General features: G+C 40.2%; 20 protein-coding genes. 9 read left to right on the top strand and 11 right to left on the bottom strand.

The window, feature by feature from the left end:
* Positions 1-38 precede the first annotated feature (38 nt).
* Positions 39-995: a sterol desaturase family protein gene (locus GTQ34_RS03790; protein ID WP_166522421.1), complete on the top strand. Its 957-nt coding sequence runs from the start codon at positions 39-41 to the stop codon at positions 993-995.
* Here the strand turns inward: GTQ34_RS03790 and GTQ34_RS03785 are convergent.
* The 3 genes from GTQ34_RS03785 to GTQ34_RS03775 are packed head-to-tail and all read right to left on the bottom strand — an operon-like array spanning position 988 to position 2,626.
* Positions 988-1,809: a TerC family protein gene (locus GTQ34_RS03785; protein WP_166522420.1), complete on the bottom strand. Its 822-nt coding sequence runs from the start codon at positions 1,807-1,809 to the stop codon at positions 988-990. The two genes, GTQ34_RS03790 and GTQ34_RS03785, sit on opposite strands and share 8 nt — an antisense overlap.
* Before the next feature lie 2 nt (positions 1,810-1,811).
* Positions 1,812-2,189 (bottom strand): DNA topoisomerase IV, encoded by a 378-nt coding sequence (locus GTQ34_RS03780; protein ID WP_166522419.1) that lies wholly within the window; start codon positions 2,187-2,189, stop codon positions 1,812-1,814.
* 41 nt (positions 2,190-2,230) lie between these two features.
* Complete coding sequence (locus GTQ34_RS03775) at positions 2,231-2,626, bottom strand: helix-turn-helix domain-containing protein (protein ID WP_166522418.1); 396 nt, start codon at positions 2,624-2,626, stop codon at positions 2,231-2,233.
* Between the two features lie 279 nt (positions 2,627-2,905).
* On the opposite strand from GTQ34_RS03775, the gene GTQ34_RS03770 reads away from it, so the two are divergent.
* From GTQ34_RS03770 to GTQ34_RS03760, 3 genes are all read left to right on the top strand, one after another.
* Positions 2,906-4,018 carry a M14 family metallopeptidase gene (locus tag GTQ34_RS03770; RefSeq protein ID WP_166522417.1) on the top strand — a complete coding sequence of 371 codons (1,113 nt, stop codon included), beginning with the start codon at positions 2,906-2,908 and terminating at the stop codon, positions 4,016-4,018.
* A 95-nt stretch (positions 4,019-4,113) separates the two neighbouring features.
* A complete protein-coding gene (locus GTQ34_RS03765) occupies positions 4,114-4,593 on the top strand; it encodes an Lrp/AsnC family transcriptional regulator (protein ID WP_166522416.1) in 480 nt (159 codons plus the stop codon).
* A gap of 22 nt (positions 4,594-4,615) precedes the next feature.
* Positions 4,616-5,134, top strand: a complete 519-nt coding sequence (locus tag GTQ34_RS03760) for a DinB family protein (protein WP_166522415.1) — start codon at positions 4,616-4,618, stop codon at positions 5,132-5,134.
* A 12-nt stretch (positions 5,135-5,146) separates the two neighbouring features.
* Here GTQ34_RS03760 and GTQ34_RS03755 read toward each other — a convergent pair whose 3' ends face one another.
* Both GTQ34_RS03755 and aroB read right to left on the bottom strand, forming a co-directional pair.
* Positions 5,147-5,485 carry a hypothetical protein gene (locus tag GTQ34_RS03755; protein ID WP_166522414.1) on the bottom strand — a complete coding sequence of 113 codons (339 nt, stop codon included), beginning with the start codon at positions 5,483-5,485 and terminating at the stop codon, positions 5,147-5,149.
* Positions 5,486-5,581: 96 nt separating this feature from the next.
* Positions 5,582-6,637 (bottom strand): 3-dehydroquinate synthase, encoded by a 1,056-nt coding sequence (aroB, locus tag GTQ34_RS03750; RefSeq protein WP_166522413.1) that lies wholly within the window; start codon positions 6,635-6,637, stop codon positions 5,582-5,584.
* Positions 6,638-6,727: 90 nt separating this feature from the next.
* Here aroB and GTQ34_RS03745 point away from each other — a divergent pair, with 90 nt between their 5' ends.
* Positions 6,728-7,897, top strand: coding sequence for a proline dehydrogenase family protein (locus GTQ34_RS03745; protein ID WP_166522412.1), 1,170 nt, complete (start codon positions 6,728-6,730; stop codon positions 7,895-7,897).
* Here GTQ34_RS03745 and GTQ34_RS03740 read toward each other — a convergent pair.
* The 6 genes from GTQ34_RS03740 to porX form a co-directional block, all read right to left on the bottom strand.
* Positions 7,894-8,268 carry a DUF4258 domain-containing protein gene (locus GTQ34_RS03740; RefSeq protein WP_166522411.1) on the bottom strand — a complete coding sequence of 125 codons (375 nt, stop codon included), beginning with the start codon at positions 8,266-8,268 and terminating at the stop codon, positions 7,894-7,896. The two genes, GTQ34_RS03745 and GTQ34_RS03740, sit on opposite strands and share 4 nt — an antisense overlap.
* A 5-nt stretch (positions 8,269-8,273) precedes the next feature.
* On the bottom strand, positions 8,274-9,473 hold the full coding sequence (locus GTQ34_RS03735) for an alanine dehydrogenase (RefSeq protein WP_166522410.1): 1,200 nt from the start codon (positions 9,471-9,473) through the stop codon (positions 8,274-8,276).
* Positions 9,474-9,515: 42 nt separating this feature from the next.
* Complete coding sequence (locus tag GTQ34_RS03730) at positions 9,516-10,073, bottom strand: hypothetical protein (protein ID WP_235914958.1); 558 nt, start codon at positions 10,071-10,073, stop codon at positions 9,516-9,518.
* 78 nt (positions 10,074-10,151) lie between these two features.
* Positions 10,152-10,286 carry a hypothetical protein gene (locus GTQ34_RS16860; RefSeq protein WP_262885597.1) on the bottom strand — a complete coding sequence of 45 codons (135 nt, stop codon included), beginning with the start codon at positions 10,284-10,286 and terminating at the stop codon, positions 10,152-10,154.
* A 174-nt stretch (positions 10,287-10,460) separates the two neighbouring features.
* Complete coding sequence (gene tsaE / locus GTQ34_RS03725; protein WP_166522409.1) at positions 10,461-10,877, bottom strand: tRNA (adenosine(37)-N6)-threonylcarbamoyltransferase complex ATPase subunit type 1 TsaE; 417 nt, start codon at positions 10,875-10,877, stop codon at positions 10,461-10,463.
* Positions 10,878-10,883: 6 nt separating this feature from the next.
* Positions 10,884-12,428 carry a T9SS response regulator signal transducer PorX gene (gene porX / locus GTQ34_RS03720; RefSeq protein ID WP_166522408.1) on the bottom strand — a complete coding sequence of 515 codons (1,545 nt, stop codon included), beginning with the start codon at positions 12,426-12,428 and terminating at the stop codon, positions 10,884-10,886.
* Positions 12,429-12,463: 35 nt separating this feature from the next.
* Between porX and GTQ34_RS03715 the strand changes: the two genes are divergently transcribed.
* Genes GTQ34_RS03715 through lpxA form a run of 4 tightly spaced genes read left to right on the top strand, consistent with a single transcriptional unit; the run spans position 12,464 to position 16,924 of the window.
* Complete coding sequence (locus GTQ34_RS03715; protein ID WP_166522407.1) at positions 12,464-13,690, top strand: HD domain-containing protein; 1,227 nt, start codon at positions 12,464-12,466, stop codon at positions 13,688-13,690.
* Positions 13,691-13,713: 23 nt separating this feature from the next.
* Entirely contained in the window at positions 13,714-14,745 is a 1,032-nt protein-coding gene (gene lpxD, locus GTQ34_RS03710; RefSeq protein ID WP_166522406.1) for a UDP-3-O-(3-hydroxymyristoyl)glucosamine N-acyltransferase, read from the top strand.
* Positions 14,729-16,138, top strand: a complete 1,410-nt coding sequence (locus GTQ34_RS03705; RefSeq protein ID WP_166522405.1) for a bifunctional UDP-3-O-[3-hydroxymyristoyl] N-acetylglucosamine deacetylase/3-hydroxyacyl-ACP dehydratase — start codon at positions 14,729-14,731, stop codon at positions 16,136-16,138. The genes lpxD and GTQ34_RS03705 overlap by 17 nt, the downstream gene beginning before the upstream one ends.
* A complete protein-coding gene (gene lpxA / locus GTQ34_RS03700; RefSeq protein WP_166522404.1) occupies positions 16,139-16,924 on the top strand; it encodes an acyl-ACP--UDP-N-acetylglucosamine O-acyltransferase in 786 nt (261 codons plus the stop codon).
* The last annotated feature ends 5 nt before the right edge of the window (positions 16,925-16,929 follow it).

Below are 16,929 nucleotides of genomic sequence, written 5' to 3'. Positions count from 1 at the left end.
ACGAAAATTCACTAACCCCATTATAGCATAAAGTTTTCATGGATTTTACAAACCCGTTGGTATACGGCGTACCGGTTTTTATTGCCTTTATTTTACTTGAGCTTACATATAGTAAAACGCATGGGGATGACCACCTCTATAACTGGAAGGATTTGGCTGCCAGCGGTTTCATGGGAATAGGGTCTGCGTTGTTGGGACCGCTCTTCAAGGTAATTTTCGCCATTGTGCTTTTTGAGGGAGTTTATGAACTCTTCAATCCAGTGGTCAACGGCGTGCGGCAAAATTTTTTGGGTCACCAATCCTTTAGTTATGCTTGGTATGTTTGGTTGCTTTGTCAGCTTGCGGACGATTTCACCTATTATTGGTTCCACAGGGCCAATCATGAAATTCGTATCCTTTGGGCGGCTCATATAGTGCATCATTCATCAGACAACTATAATTTGGGAACAGCGGTGCGCAATGGATGGTTCACGATACTTTACAAGCCGTTGTTTTACATGTGGATGCCTGCTATAGGTTTTCCACCGGAAATGGTAGTGGTCTGTTTGGGCATTGAGGCACTATGGCAATTTCAGTTGCATTCAGTTTATGTGCCCAAATTGGGATTTTTGGAGAAAATTTTCAATACCCATACCATGCACCAGGTCCACCATGCACAAAATGTGGAGTATTTGGACAAAAACCACGGCGGTTTTTTGAATATTTTTGATAAAATGTTCGGCACCTGGAAAGAATTGGATGATGATGTTGATGTTAAATACGGCGTAATCCACTCTCCAAATTCGTATAACCCAGTAGTAATCTTAACACATGAGTTTAAAGACATTTGGATAGATGTCAAAAAGTCGAACAAACTATCGCACAAACTGAGGTACATTTTCGGTCCTCCCGGATGGAGTCATGATGGGAGTACACTCACTGTCAAACAGCAGCAAAAATTGCATGAAAAACAAAAGGAGTTACATCCAAATCTGGCATATCAACGTCCTAATTAGCTGATTTATCTTCAACTAGACCCTTATCTTTCTTGTTTCTTCGCATTCTTAAATCCAAAAATTCTACCATTAGCGAAAATGCTATTGCAAAATAAAGATATCCTTTTGGAATAGCTCCAATTTCATTGTCGAACACTACCAAATGCGATAAATGTGCAGCTTCAGCAATCAACATAAACCCTATCAAAATTAGAAAGGAAAGTCCCAACACCTGAATGGAAGGGTGTCGATTTACAAAATCACCGACGGGGTTGGCAAATAGCATCATGATAATAACGGAGACCACTACAGCGGTAACCATCAAAACTAAAGCATCTGTTGGATTGGGCGAAATGCCATTGGTCATACCTATTGCCGTTAAAATGGAATCAAAAGAAAATACAATATTGATGACGGTTATTTGAACAATGGCATTGGTCAGGGAAGAAGATCTGGAACGGGTAACTTCCCGTTCATCATGCCCACGGTCTTCAACTTTCTCATGAATTTCTTTGGTGCTCTTATACAGCAAAAAGAGCCCTCCAAGAAATAGAATAAGGGCCTGCCAGCTTATTCCACCAGTAATCCACGATTCGTCGAACACCAGGAACGGCTTTTTCATTCGGGTTAACCAAGTAATCCCGAAAAGCAGCAAAATACGCATGCCCATGGCAAGAACAAGCCCAAGATTCGTTGCTTTTTTTCTATCATTCTTTTCAAGTTTGCCCGCAGCAATGGAAATAAAAATAATATTGTCTATCCCAAGGATAATCTCCAAAAAAGTCAATGTCAACAATGCCATCCAGGCATCTGGGCTGGTAAAGATTTCAAACATGGTCAGTGTATTTTGTATGCAGTTCCTTTAAATTTTCTTTTGTCACCAATCGCATTGTACTCAAATGTATACGAAGAATCTGAGGTGGTCAATATTTTTATATGGATGGATTTTTCCTCTGCCTTATTTTTTGGGCTCATATTTTTAAGTACATATTCACAATCATTGATCCAGCGGATGGAAGATGTATCCTGATGTCCTTCAAAATAATCAACTTCTATATCTTTGGTTCTACGAAAAGTAGTGGTTTTCTTTTCTCCGTCAATCGTCGTGGTAAACGAATACTCCCCGGTTCTAAATGCAGAGCAGTTTCGTTCTGGGGGCTGTTGGCAAGCCCCGAAACCAAAAAGCAGCACTATAATGAGCACAAATTTCATCATGTCTGCAAGGTAAGGGGAAAGCAAGTATTGATGCAAATCAGCTATCGGTTTTTTGTGTCGTACGATTCAAAAGTTCCATTGTCGTACACAATGATTACTTTCACGGCTTCGGGAAAATCACGCTTCGCTGACACCACAGCATCCAATGTCCCTTTCGTTTCCTTAATTCCCATATCATTTCCCTCCAAGGATAGAGTGGGGGATTCTGTTTCGGTACCAGCTGGAAAGCTTCCCTTTCCGTTCAACAACCAATAGAGGTTTACTTCGGGATAGGTCTTAACCAATTTCATCACAAAATCCAAACTGGGTTTGTTCCTTCCGCTCAACACATGGGACACACTGGAGCGTTGCACACCAATATGGTCTGCAAAGGCAGACACGGTCAACCCATAGTGTTCTATAACGCGCTGCAATCGATAAATTACTGAATCATTCACAAATGTAAATTATTGTTATTCAAATATATCCAATTTCAAATAACACTACAATAAAAAGTAACTTTCAGCACCATATATTTTGTACTATCAATTCATTTGAAGATATTTAAAGTACTGTTTTAAAGTAATTTATGTTATTCTTATCGGATAAGTCAATTAATTGGTTACAAATAGCACTTCCGCTATTCAATAATATCACAATTGTAACGAAAATTGTCTTCGGAGCGTTACAATTGTGATACGTTGAAATGTTACTTTTGTAAAGTATTTTGTTTTTTCATGATTGATTACATACAACATAAAGAGCATTCCGTTCAGGGCAGATATGTCACGATGGCTCATCTACGCGAACATTGGCTTCCCAATCTTAATGGTTTGGCAATAGATTGTCTTGGGCAATCGGTCAATAGTAATTCCATACTGGGCGTTACCATGGGCAGTGGTGCAAATCGTATACTAATGTGGTCCCAAATGCACGGAAATGAATCCACAACCACTAAAGCGGTATTGGATTTGGTCAACTTTTTGAAGATATCAAGCCCTTTGCGCGATTCAATACTTGAACAATGTACGTTGTATATCATCCCAATGCTGAATCCGGATGGTGCGGACACCTATACCCGCCAAAACGCCAATGGAATAGATTTAAACAGGGATGCAAAAGAACTGTCCCAGCCCGAAAGCAGAATCCTTAGAAGTGCTTTTGAGAAATTTCAACCACATTACTGTTTCAATCTACATGATCAGCGAACACTATTTGCTGCAGGCCAAAACAAAAAATCCGCAACCGTTTCTTTCTTAGCCCCAGCAAGTAATTCTGAGCGGGAGATCACACCGGCTAGGGGAACTGCAATGCAGTTAATTTTGGCCATGAATCGTATGTTGCAATCCAAAATACCGGGGCAGGTGGGGCGATATGATGATGCTTTTAACGATAATTGTGTGGGTGACGCATTTCAGATGCAGGAAGTGCCAACCATCTTGTTTGAAGCGGGGCATTACCCTAACGACTATATGCGTGAAAAAACAAGAGAATTAATTTTTTATGCTTTCCTTGAAGTACTTCAAATAATTGTAAAACAGAATATTGAGTTATTTGATATAAATGAATACTTTGATATTCCGGAAAATGAAAAATCTTTCTACGACATTTTGATAAGGAATGCGAATCGGGTCAATCATAATCTGGACGATGTTACGGATGTAGGTATTCAATTCAAAGAGGTTCTAGAAAACGGCGCAATATCCTTTGTTCCCGAAATAGCGGCTGTTGAAAATCTTGATGCATTCTTTGGGCACAGGATAATAGAGTGTTCAAATGCCAAAGATAGGGAGTCCTTAGCTGCAAATAAAGATTTGCTCGATTTGGTTGCATCAGCAGAAAAAAAATAATGTTTTAATTTATTTCTTGCATTTTGTTTAAAAAAAGGCCATTTTTATTAAACTTATTTTCTTAATTTATTATTTTTGCTGAAAATTCTTAAGGTATGAGCAAAGTAAAATTAGATGAGATAGACCACCAGATTCTGGATATGTTGATTGATAACACCCGGACACCATTTACTGACATTGCCAAGAAATTATTGATTTCTGCAGGTACAGTTCACGTTAGAGTGAAAAAAATGGAAGAATCGGGGATCATCAAAGGGTCTTCACTCACTCTTGATTATGTTAAATTGGGGTATTCGTTTATTGCGTACGTCGGGATTTTTCTGGAAAAGACACATCAGACAAAGTTTGTTTTGGAACGCCTTAGTCAAATTCCATACGTGACCGTGGCTCATATCACTACCGGAAAATTCAATATTTTTTGTAAAATCAGAGCCAAGGACACAACACATGCCAAAAACATCATTTTTAAAATAGATGATATTGATGGTATAAGCAGAACAGAAACCATGATCTCGTTAGAGGAGAGCATCAATGATAAAAAAAGATTGATGCATACCATCTTCAACGAACTTTAGCATAATCGTATCTTCCAGAAAGATGAAACGTTCAGAGTTGCCCTCAACGGAGTACAATCCGTTTTACCATAATTATGTTTTGGCAGTTAGTGAAAATGCCACCATCCTTGAGGAACTAGTTTCAGGCAGTGATGCTTTTTTGGGATTTTTAAATGAGCTTTCTGAGGATAAACTAAGATATGCCTACGCCGAAGGCAAATGGACGTTGTCAGAATTAATCGTTCATATTATCGATGCGGAACGCGTTTTTCAGTATCGGGCTCTTCGATTTGCCAGAGGGGATAAAACTCCGCTCCCAGGTTTTGAACAGGATGATTATGTGCCTGCCAGCGAGGCCAATGGGAGAAAAAAACAAGATTTGATCAGCGAATACAAAGCGGTCCGGGAATCGACCATCCAATTATTCAAATCCCTCTCCAATGAAATGTTGGGAAGAATAGGGGTGGCCAGTGGCTCAGAAATGAGTGTTAGGGCGTTGGGCTTTATTATTAGTGGCCATCAAGCACATCACTTGAGAATTATCAATGAGCGCTATGTATAACTGCTTCCTTATCTAGAAAGAACTTTCATCTTCCAAATCAGTATCGGTTTCCAAATCAGCACCGTCCAATGCTGTTTCTTCTAAACATGCTGCTATTTCTTGGGAACTGCTTTGTGCCAGTTCCTTTTCGATGGTTTCCTCAAAATTGGCAATAAAGTTGGATAGGCTCTTGCTGATTTTAACCAGGTATATGGTATCCTCCGTTTTCACTTCTACCGCTTCGATAATTTCACCGCATGGCTTTTTCAAAACAATAAGATCTTCGTCTCCATAACCGTAGGGATAAGAATCAATCAAAGCAGCAGCTGTTTTGTGGTCCAACTTTTTGTAATCTATCAGTATTCGTTTCATCAGGATTGGTTTTTAGGTTATCAATCCTAAACTAGGAATTTTTGAAATCGCTGCTTTTAAAGAGTTGTAAACCGTTATTTTAAGTAGGCGTAACGCTTATTCTTTGTAGTATGCGAATGCCTTAAGGAGAAGATTATCCGGAACTTTGACATCTATGACCGCTTCGCCTATGGCCTGAAGCAACACGAAGTTAATGTTACCGTGGGAGTTTTTTTTATCGTACCTAAGCAATTTTAAAATGGAATCGATATCATGACCGTCAAAGTCGACCCTCTCAAAATGCTTTAAGAAAGTATCCTTTATTTCTTCTAAGGACAAGCGTGGCAAACCTTTCAATTCATGCGACAAATAAGCTTCCAGAATCATTCCAATGGCGATGGCCTCCCCATGTAACAGCGTTTTTCTTTGAGGACTTTCCAAACAGTAAGATTCAATGGCATGGCCAAGCGTATGTCCAAAATTCAAGATTTTGCGAACTCCTTTTTCAGTAGGGTCCTGCATTACTATATCATTTTTGATGGAAATGGATTTTTGAACACAGGCGGCATCACCATAATCGTTGGTGTTCCTAAGCGAATTCCAGTAGACTGCATCCCTGATAAGACCATGTTTTAGCATTTCAGCATATCCACTGGTTCGTTGTCTTGGCTCAAGGGTTTTTAAAAATTCTGGAAATATCAACACCATTTTGGGTTGGTTAATGACTCCAATTTGATTTTTTAAGGGTCCTAAATCTACCCCGGTTTTCCCTCCTATAGAAGCATCAACCATCGCAAGTAGGGTGGTGGGAATGTTTATGAAATCGATTCCTCTCTGAAAGGTGGAAGCCACAAACCCGCCTAAATCAGTAAGCACGCCCCCCCCTAAATTGATCAATAGGCTTTTTCGATCACCGTCATTTTTGGATAAAGCATCCCAAACCTTGACACATGTCGTGATATTTTTATTAGCTTCACCAGATTGAATTTCCAAAATTTGATCTATTTGCACTCCTATCTTTTCTTCAAAAATCGGCAAACAGTATTTTTTGGTGTTCTCATCCACCATCAAAAATATTTTGGAATAGGAACTCTTGGCAATATATTGCTGTAAAGCGGCTTGCGCCAGCGCTTCCAAATGTACCTCATATGAGTGGGATGCAACGGAGTCCATATCACTTTTTGTAGTGCTAAATAAAGACTATTTTATAGATTTTTTTTGGAATTCCCGACTTATATTTGATTCTTTAATAGATTGATAATAATGCGTCCGAATTTTGAGAATACCGCAATAGCGTTCGAACTTAAAACTGATTCCGAACTGGAACGAGCCTACTTTTTATTCAAACTTATTGCCAATGAGCCTTTGGTGAAAATTGGAACAGCGGTGACCAATTTCGCCATCAAGGCCCACCTCCCCATTGAGGGACTCATCCGTGCCACTGTCTTTGATCATTTTTGTGGCGGGGTCAATGAGGAAGATTGTTTACCTATTATTGATAAGATGTATGAAAAAGGGGTCTGCTCTATTCTGGATTACTCCGTAGAAGGAAAGGAAGTAGATAATCAATTTGATACTGCCATTAGCAAGACTTTGGAAATATTGGATTTTGTTAAAGAAAAAGATGCCATTCCTTTTGCAGTTTTCAAACCCACAGGTTTCGGGCGATTTCAGCTGTATCAAAAGATAAGTGAAGGGAGCAATTTGACCCAAGATGAAATGGCAGAATGGCAAAGGGTCGTCAACAGATATGACCAAGTGTGTAAAAAGGCTCATGACCTTGGCGTTTCACTATTGATTGATGCCGAGGAAAGCTGGATGCAAGATGCGGCTGATGATGTGGCCCTCCAGATGATGCGCAAATACAACAAAAAAACTGCCGTGGTCTACAATACCTTGCAGATGTACCGTTGGGACCGAATGGACTATCTAAAAAAACTTCTCCAAATTGCGGAACAGGAAGATTTCAAGATTGGGGTGAAGGTAGTGCGAGGGGCTTATATGGAAAAGGAGAATGACCGTGCGCAAGAGCAGGGCTATAAAAGCCCTATTTGCGAATCTAAAAAAGCTACGGATGACAACTTCAATGCAGCCATTACCTACATTATGGATAACTTGGATGTAATATCAATTTACGCAGGTACTCATAATGAAGAAAGCTGCCATCATTTGATAGCGCTAATGGAATCAAAAAAGTTGAAAATCTCCAACCCTAATATATGGTTTGGCCAATTGTATGGTATGAGCGACCATATCACGTTCAATCTTGCTGATATAGGTTACAATGTCACCAAGTACCTGCCTTATGGCCCAGTACGGGATGTTATGCCCTATTTGATTCGAAGGGCTGAAGAAAATACTTCTGTGGCCGGGCAAACTTCTAGAGAATTGGCCTTACTTCAAAAAGAAAAAAGACGAAGAGAAAAATCCTAATTTTTTATTTCCACTCGTTGCACAATCACTTGTTCTAAACAGTTTTGGGCCACCAGTTCCATGTTTCTCCCATCAAGCCTTTGTTCAATAAAATAGGTCTTACAAGGTTTGGACTCCGTATCACTTCGTTTAAAATCCACATCACCATCTTTTAAAAAAGATTGTACCAACAAAGTATCCCTATAGGTAAGAGGAAGGTTGTCATCAAAAACCAAAGGTTTGGAACGCATGTCCTTCAACACCCTGCAGTTTGGAAAATAGCAAAATTCAATACCACTTTCACCTGATTTTTTCTTTAAAAAGAAAACCAAAAAAACTATACCGATGGATAGCCCCACCAAATACCAGCCCAGGCGCTTTAAAAATGCCATAAATGCTAAAAAATAAGAAAGTTAATATCGCTATAGTTAAGGCCGAACCATTCCCCAACCGACTTGTTGGTCAAAATACCATGATACATATACAGGCCGTTCCGCAATCCTTTATCAAATCGAAGAGAATGCTCCAAACCACCATCCTCACCAATTTTAAGCAAGTATGGTGTGAATATATTACTTATGGAAATGGAAGAGGTTCGGGGATACCGTGACGGGATGTTAGGAACTCCGTAATGGTACACACCGAATTTTTCAATTATGGGTTTATTGTGACTGGTTACTTCGGAAGTTTCAAAACAACCTCCAGTATCAATACTTACATCAATGATAACCGCTCCCTTTTTCATGTTCTCTACCATAGAGCTGGAAACCACAACAGGGGCGCGATCCTTGCCCCGTGTGGCACCAATGGCCACATCACAGCGCTTGAGGGATTTTAAAAGATTTTTAGGTTGGATAGTGGAGGTATAAATGGTCCGGTTTAAACGCGCTTGGAGATTTCGCAATTTGGTAATGGAATTATCAAAGACCTTTATATTGGCTCCGAGCCCTAACGCAGATCGCGAAGCGAACTCGCCCACGGTTCCCGCTCCAATAATTACCACCTCCACCGGGGGCACGCCACTTATATTCCCGAACATTAGCCCGTTGCCCTTGTTTGTTGCCGCCATAAGCTCCGACGCAATCAAAATAGATGAGATGCCCGCAATCTCACTCAAGGAACGCACAGCAGGATAATTGCCATCTTCATCCCTTATATATTCAAAAGCAATGGCAGTAAGTCGTTTTTTGGCCATTATTTCAAAATACTCTTTGCTTTGCGTCTTAATCTGCAATGCAGAAATAATGATCGTCTGTGGGTTAATCAAATCAATTTCGGAAAGGGTAGGAGGTTCCACTTTTAAGATCAAGGGACATGAGAAGACTTTTTTTGTGTCCCTGGTGATTTCTGCACCGGCATCGGTGTAATCGGTATCCGAAAAATTGGCTCCATCCCCAGCATCAGATTCTATCAATACCCGATGTCCATTTGCCGTAATGGCATTTACCGCATCGGGAGTCAGGCAAATTCGCTTTTCTTGATATTGTTTCTCTTTGGGAATTCCTATAAAGAGTTCTCCCTTCTGCTTAAGAATCTCAAGGGTTTCTTCTTGGGGTAAAAGCTGTTGCTTGCTAAAAGGGGATGATGGTTGGTTCATAGAATGCAAATCATGATTTCCCCTTAGGGACTAAAAGCAAATTTACATTTTTTTTGAAAGGGTATTTTGGCGCTGTTCCAGTTTCTCCCTTTCCTTGCGCAATTCCTCTTTTTCCTTAAGTATTTGGAGCTCGGTATCCATGGCATCCAGATCAATACCGTGTACATGCTTGTCAACCAGTTTGAGCCTAATGAAATAGACCACAGGAACCACAACCATCGTCACTGCTATCACATACATGATTTCATTCTCATCCACAATGTTTGAATCAAAGGTCAAAACGGCGAACAACTGAAAACTATACATGGAAATAGGAATCAATATAACGTAGTACCACCAGTTTTTACAAGTTATGAACCAAACGACCAAAAGCAATAGGGGTACAATTTTATTGAAATAGTAATAGAAGGCCTCCCCGACATCATTAAAACCATTTGGGGTAAACTCTATTCCCAAAAAAGTCCAGGAATCAACACCTTCTGAAATGTACTTATACCAATAAAACAGTATTGGGGTTATGGCAATCAAAAATGCAAACAACCCTTCAAGAATTAGCTTCTTCTGAATTTTCCTTTTGTCCTTCATCAATGTTGATAACATGAAAATGCAGAATTTATTGCAAAAAAAATGACCCTATCTTCTGAATAGGGCCATTTTTAAAAGGTTGAATCAAAAAGATTATAACTTTCTAATCTTCTTTTTTTCAATACTAACTGTTTGATCTTCTTCTACATCAAGCGCTGTAGTTGATACAGCAGTCATTGCCAAGAAGCCAACAGCAAGCAGTCCAAAAAATAGTCTTTTAGTGTTCATCGTAAAAGAGTTTTTGGTTAATAAATGAATTCATTTCAAGAACAAATGTAGGAAAAATTCCCGACCTACAATGTGTTTCGTCGACAAAATTTACACTTTAACTAAAAAAAGTAGCTTTTCATCGATTACTAGACCGTTCATCGAAACTTCTCGAAAAGATATGGGGAATACACTTCAATAAGCATTAAACTCGACCGACCGGGTATTTTCATCGATAAAGTGAAGATGCACCTCTGAGGTTTCTTCTGGTAGCAGTGATGCAATTTTCTCTGGCCACTCGACAAAAACCCATGCCCCTGAACTCAAATAATCTTCCCAACCCATATCTAAGGCCTCAGATTCATCTTTTATGCGATAAAAATCAAAATGAAAGGCCAACAGGTTTTCGTTTGCATCATGATATTCGTTTACCAAACCAAAGGTTGGACTGTTTCCCGTGTCCTGTGCTCCGAGTTCTTTCAGCAAAGATTTTATTAAAGTAGTTTTTCCTGTACCCATGTCACCATAAAAGCACAACACTTTGTTCCGGGCGGTTTGCACAATCACCTTGGCAACTTCGTCAATTCCAGATAAGTCAAACTGTTTTTTCAAAAGATTCTATTTTGCCTCCAAAACTACAAAAGGAACAATTATTTCCTCCAACGAAACGCCACCATGTTGATAGGTGTTCCGGTAGTAACTCACGTAGTGGTTATAATTGTTGGGATAAGCAAAGAAAAGGTCGTTTTTGGCAAAGATAAAACTACTGCTCAAGTTTATGTTGGGCAGATGTATTTCTTGGGGATCTTTACTGGCCAATACATCTTTATCCTCATACGTGAGGCTTCTGCCCGTTTTATAGCGAAGGTTTAGACTTGTTTCGCGGTCGCCGATTACTTTGGAGGGTTGTTTTACGTTGATGGTGCCATGGTCTGTGGTCAAAATCAACTTCATCCCCAATGCTTGGGCCTGTTGTATAATTTCCAATAGGGGAGAGTTCTTGAACCAACTAAGAGTCAGTGAACGGTAGGCCTTATCGTTAGCGGCTAGTTCTTTGACCACGTCCATTTCGGTTTTGGAGTGGGAAAGCATGTCCACAAAATTGTATACGACAACGGTAAGATCATTGTTCTTCTGCGACTTAAAATTCTGGGCCAGTTGTTTGCCTTGTTTTAGGTTGCTTATTTTATGGTATTCCCATTTAAGCTCTAGCCCTAATCTTTTTAATTGTTCCCCTAAAAATTCAGCTTCAAATAGATTTTTTCCACCTTCATCGGTGTCGTTCTTCCACCAATTGGGGTGCCGTTTTTCCATATCCAGCGGCATCAAACCAGAGAAAAGTGCGTTTCTGGCATATTGGGTGGCCGTTGGCAATATGCTATAGTAGGACGCCTCCAGTTTTTTCTTATAATGAACGCCAAGGGTCTCTTCAAAGGACAACCATTGGTCATACCGAAGATTATCTATGACCACTAGCAGCGTTTTATTGTCCTGGAGTTCGGGTTTAATTTTCTTTTGAAAAAGGGTGTGTGACATGATAGGACCATTGCCGTCCGTAAACCATGATTTATAATTTTTATCAACAAACTTGCTAAACTGTGAATTGGCCTCTGTCTTTTGTGACTCGAGAATTTCGAACATACCTGAATCCTCGATTTCCTCCAATTGCAGTTCCCAATAAATCAGTTTTTTGTAGAGCTCCGCCCATTCCTCGTGGGTGTTCACCATGGAAAGGTCCATGGCAATTTTGCGAAATTCCTGCTGATAGTTTGCCGTAGTTTTTTCAGAAACCAACCGGGAGTTGTCCAAACTCTTTTTTAAGGACAGTAATATTTGATTTGGATTTACAGGTTTGATAAGGTAATCGGCAATTTTGGAACCTATGGCCTCATCCATTATATATTCTTCTTCACTTTTGGTAATCATGACCACTGGAATGGAGGAATCCAACTTTTTTATTTCTGTTAAGGTTTCCAGTCCCGAAATGCCCGGCATGTTTTCATCCAAAAAAACAATATCAAATATCGTGTGTTTCAATTCTTCCAAGGCGTCCTGTCCACTTTGGCTGGTAACCACCTTGTAGTTCTTGTTTTCCAAAAAAAGGATATGGGGCTTCAATAGATCAATTTCGTCATCGACCCAAAGAATTGTAATCTTGTTCATATAGTGTTTATCTTTGCTTCATTAAATCAAACTCCTTGGCCCAAACCAATAAGCTCAAATTCTTCAACGATCCAATTTACGGTTTTATTGGAACACCCAACGAACTTATTTTCAACCTGATTGAACATCCTTATTTTCAAAGGTTGCGCAGAATTTCCCAGATGGGCATGTCTTTTTTGGTATATCCCGGTGCTCATCATACCAGGTTTCACCACGCCTTGGGCAGCATGCATTTAATGACCAAGGCCATTGAAATTTTACGGTGGAAAAAAATAGAAGTAACCCCTAATGAAGAAACGGGTCTTTTGTGCGCCATTTTGCTCCATGATATAGGTCATGGCCCATTTTCACATGCGTTGGAAGGTATTGTATTGGAGGGGCTGAATCACGAAGAAATGTCCTTGGAATTCATGGAGGAATTGAACAAAGAGTTTGATGGTAAACTACAGACAGCAATTTCTATTTTTAAAGGTGAATACCCGAAACCGTTCTTGAACCAACTGGTATCGAGCCAATTGGATATGGATCGCTTGGACTATTTAAAAAGGGATAGCTTCTATGCGGGTGTTACCGAAGGAAACATCAATTCTGAAAGGCTCATTTCCATGTTGAATGTAGTAGATGGGGATTTAGTGGTTGAAGAAAAAGGTATTTATGCCGTAGAAAAGTTTCTGATGGCACGAAGGTTTATGTACTGGCAGGTGTATTTGCACAAAACAGGCCTTATGGCAGAACAGTTGTTGGTCCGAATTATGCAACGCGCCAAAAAATTGTTGGGTGAGGGAAATAACATTGCCGGAAGCGAGTCTTTAATATATTTTCTCAGAAGGGAAGAAAGTGAGTCCACTGGTTCGGAATTCTTGGAAAAATTTTCCCAGCTGGACGACGTTGACATCCTTGGCGCCATAAAAGCCTGGCAATTTCACGAGGATTATGTGCTATCCAGAATGTGCAAGATGCTACTGAACAGAGAGTTGTTGCACATCAAAATAAAAAAACGCCCTGTAGATTTGAACAAGCTTAAAACAAAAATTGAGAATTTGGTCCATGTTGAGGGTATTTCGGAAGAGGAGGCAAGCTATTTTGTTTTTCATGGCGAAGTCACAAACAAGGCCTATCACGAAAACCGGCAAAAAATAAAAATCCTCAAAAAGAATGGGGGGGTTACCGATGTCCTGAAGGAATCTGACCAATTGAGTTTGAAGGCCCTTTCCAAGACAGTGACCAAATATTTCAGTTGCTATCCCAAGAATGCCGTTTAACAAATTTTGTTACTTTTGCACAGATGAAATTTACAGCTACCCAGATTGCCGGAATTTTAGAGGGAGAAGTTGAGGGGAATCCTCATATAGCTGTGCATAAACTATCTAAGATAGAAGAGGGTGAAAAAGGTTCTTTAACCTTTTTGGCCAACCCAAAATATACCCCTTACATCTACTCTACCAAGGCCTCTATTACCATTGTAAATAAGGATTTTATTCCAGAGCAAGATTTGTCCACCACTTTGATTAAGGTTGAAGATGCTTATAAATCCTTTTCAAAATTATTGGAGTATTACAATCAAGTAAAAAATAACAAAGTAGGAATAGAAAATCCTTCGTTTGTCTCAGAAAGCGCCATCTATGGTGAAGGATTTTATCTGGGAGCCTTTTCGTACTTGGGGGAAAATGTCAGGATTGGTGAAAATGTGAAAATATATCCCAACGTTTATATCGGCGATAACGTGACCTTGGGGGACAATATTGTAGTCTTTGCTGGGGCAAAAATATACTCAGAATCCATTATTGGTAATGGTTGTGTGATCCACAGCGGTGCCATAATAGGAGCGGACGGTTTTGGGTTTACCCCCAATGAACGAGGAGAATATAGCAAGGTGCCCCAAACCGGGAACGTGATTTTGGAAGAGTATGTGGATGTTGGTGCAGGAACTACAATCGATAGGGCTACTTTAGGATCAACCATTCTTAGAAAAGGAGTGAAGCTGGACAATCAAATACAAATTGCCCATAATGTCGAAATTGGAGAGCATACTGCTATTGCGGCCCAAACCGGAATTGCAGGTTCCACAAAAATTGGAAAGTATTGCTTGATTGGCGGTCAGGTGGGCATAGTGGGTCATATCACCATTGGAGATAGAGTAAAAATCCAGGCCCAATCTGGTATTGGAAGAAATGTAAAGGATGACGAGGTGCTACAAGGATCTCCAGCGCTGAACTATGGTGATTACAACAAATCATACGTACACTTCAAAAACTTACCAAAACTGGTTAATAAAATTACCAACGTAGAAAAAAAGATTAATGGTGGAAAGGATTAGCACCAAACAGCGTACAATAAAGGAAAAAGTAACACTACAAGGCGTAGGGTTGCACACAGGGGAGAACGTAACCATGTCTTTTGTTCCAGCGCAGGAAAACCATGGTTTTGCATTCAAAAGGGTTGATTTGGAAGGAGAACCTGTTATTGAAGCAGACGCCAATTATGTGGTCAATACCCAACGCGGGACCAATCTCGAAAAAAATGGTGTCAAGATTCAGACGTCAGAACATGTACTTGCCGCTTTGGTAGGTTTGGATATCGACAACGTTCTGATTGAACTGGATGCTCCTGAGCCTCCGATAATGGATGGTTCGGCCAAATTTTTTGTTGAGGCCCTTGAAAAAGCAGGCGTAGCAGAGCAAGAACAAGAGCGGGAAGAGTATATGGTCAAAGATGTGGTTTCTTACAGAGACGAAGCCACTGGAAGCGAAATTACCGTGATTCCTTCAGATCAATACCAAATAACAACTATGGTGGACTTCGGCACCAAAGTTTTGGGAACACAAAATGCCAATCTGGAAAACTTATCGGATTTTAAGACAGAAATTGCCGATGCGAGAACTTTCAGTTTTCTCCATGAGCTTGAAATGCTGTTGGAAAATGGATTGATCAAAGGCGGTGACCTAAACAATGCCATAGTGTATGTGGATAAGGAGATTTCTGATTCCACCATGAAGAAACTTGAAAAAGCCTTTAAAAAGGAAAAACTATCGGTTAAGCCCAATGGTATCTTGGACAACTTGACTCTCCATTATCCCAACGAAGCGGCACGCCATAAACTATTGGATGTTATTGGCGATTTGGCTCTAACGGGTACCCGAATTCGGGGTAAGGTTATTGCCAATAAACCAGGGCACTACGTGAACACCCAGTTTGCCAAGAAGCTTCAAAAAATAATAAAACAAGAACGAAGGAATTCAGTTCCCGATATTGATTTGCATGCACCACCGGTAAAGGACATCAACCAAATTATGGAAATGCTTCCGCATCGCCCTCCATTTTTATTGGTGGACAAAATTATGGAATTGTCAGAAGAGCACGTGATAGGAGTGAAAAACGTAACCATGAACGAGCCTTTTTTCGTAGGTCATTTCCCTGGAGCTCCGGTTATGCCCGGTGTGCTTCAAATTGAAGCCATGGCGCAAACAGGAGGTATTTTGGTTTTGAGCACTGTTCCAGACCCAGAGAATTATTTGACCTATCTCCTTAAAATAGATAATGTAAGATACAAGCAACAAGTAGTTCCCGGAGATACCCTTATTTTTAAATTGAATTTACTTTCACCAATCCGCAGGGGAATTTGTCAAATGCAAGCACGTGCCTATGCAAATGGCAGACTCGTATCTGAGGCTGAGATTATGGCACAAATCACCAAAGTAAAAGGAAACTAAATGAATCAACCCCTTGCCTACGTACACCCGGGCGCCAAGATTGCGAAAAATGTAGTTATTGAACCCTTTACCACCATACACAACAATGTGACCATTGGGGAAGGTAGCTGGATTGGATCCAATGTAACTATAATGGAAGGTGCCCGAATAGGAAAAAATTGCAATATTTTTCCAGGTGCCGTTATATCTGCAATGCCTCAAGACCTAAAATATCAAGGAGAGGAGACCACCGTGGAAATTGGGAACAACACAACCATTCGTGAATGTGCAACTATAAATAAAGGTACTTCTGACCGTATGAAGACCAAGATTGGCAATAACTGTTTGATTATGGCCTATTGTCATGTTGCACACGATTGTATTGTTGGCGATGGTTGCATTTTTAGCAATAACTCAACACTTGCCGGCCATGTGACCATAGGTCAAAATGTGGTTTTGGCAGGAATGGTGGCCGTACACCAGTTTGTCTCTATTGGCAATCATGCATTTGTCACTGGAGGTTCTTTGGTTCGGAAAGATGTCCCTCCCTACGTTAAAGCCGCTCGAGAGCCACTCTCTTATGTGGGCATCAACTCGGTAGGGCTGCGTAGAAGAGGCTTTGAATCTTACAAAATCAGGGAGATACAAAACATTTACCGCATACTATATCAAAAAAATTACAATAATTCACAGGCAGCGTCCATAATTGAAGCAGAAATGGAGGCCACTCCGGAAAGAGATGAAATCCTTCAATTTATCCGGGACTCACAACGCGGAATTATGAAAGGCTATTTCAGTTCAAATTAAAATCA

It is taken from the genome of Flagellimonas ochracea, assembly GCF_009903685.1.
GTDB classification, from domain to species: domain Bacteria; phylum Bacteroidota; class Bacteroidia; order Flavobacteriales; family Flavobacteriaceae; genus Flagellimonas; species Flagellimonas ochracea.
Note: the sequence above shows the minus strand (reverse complement) of the source record. Positions and strands in the feature narration are given on the sequence as shown.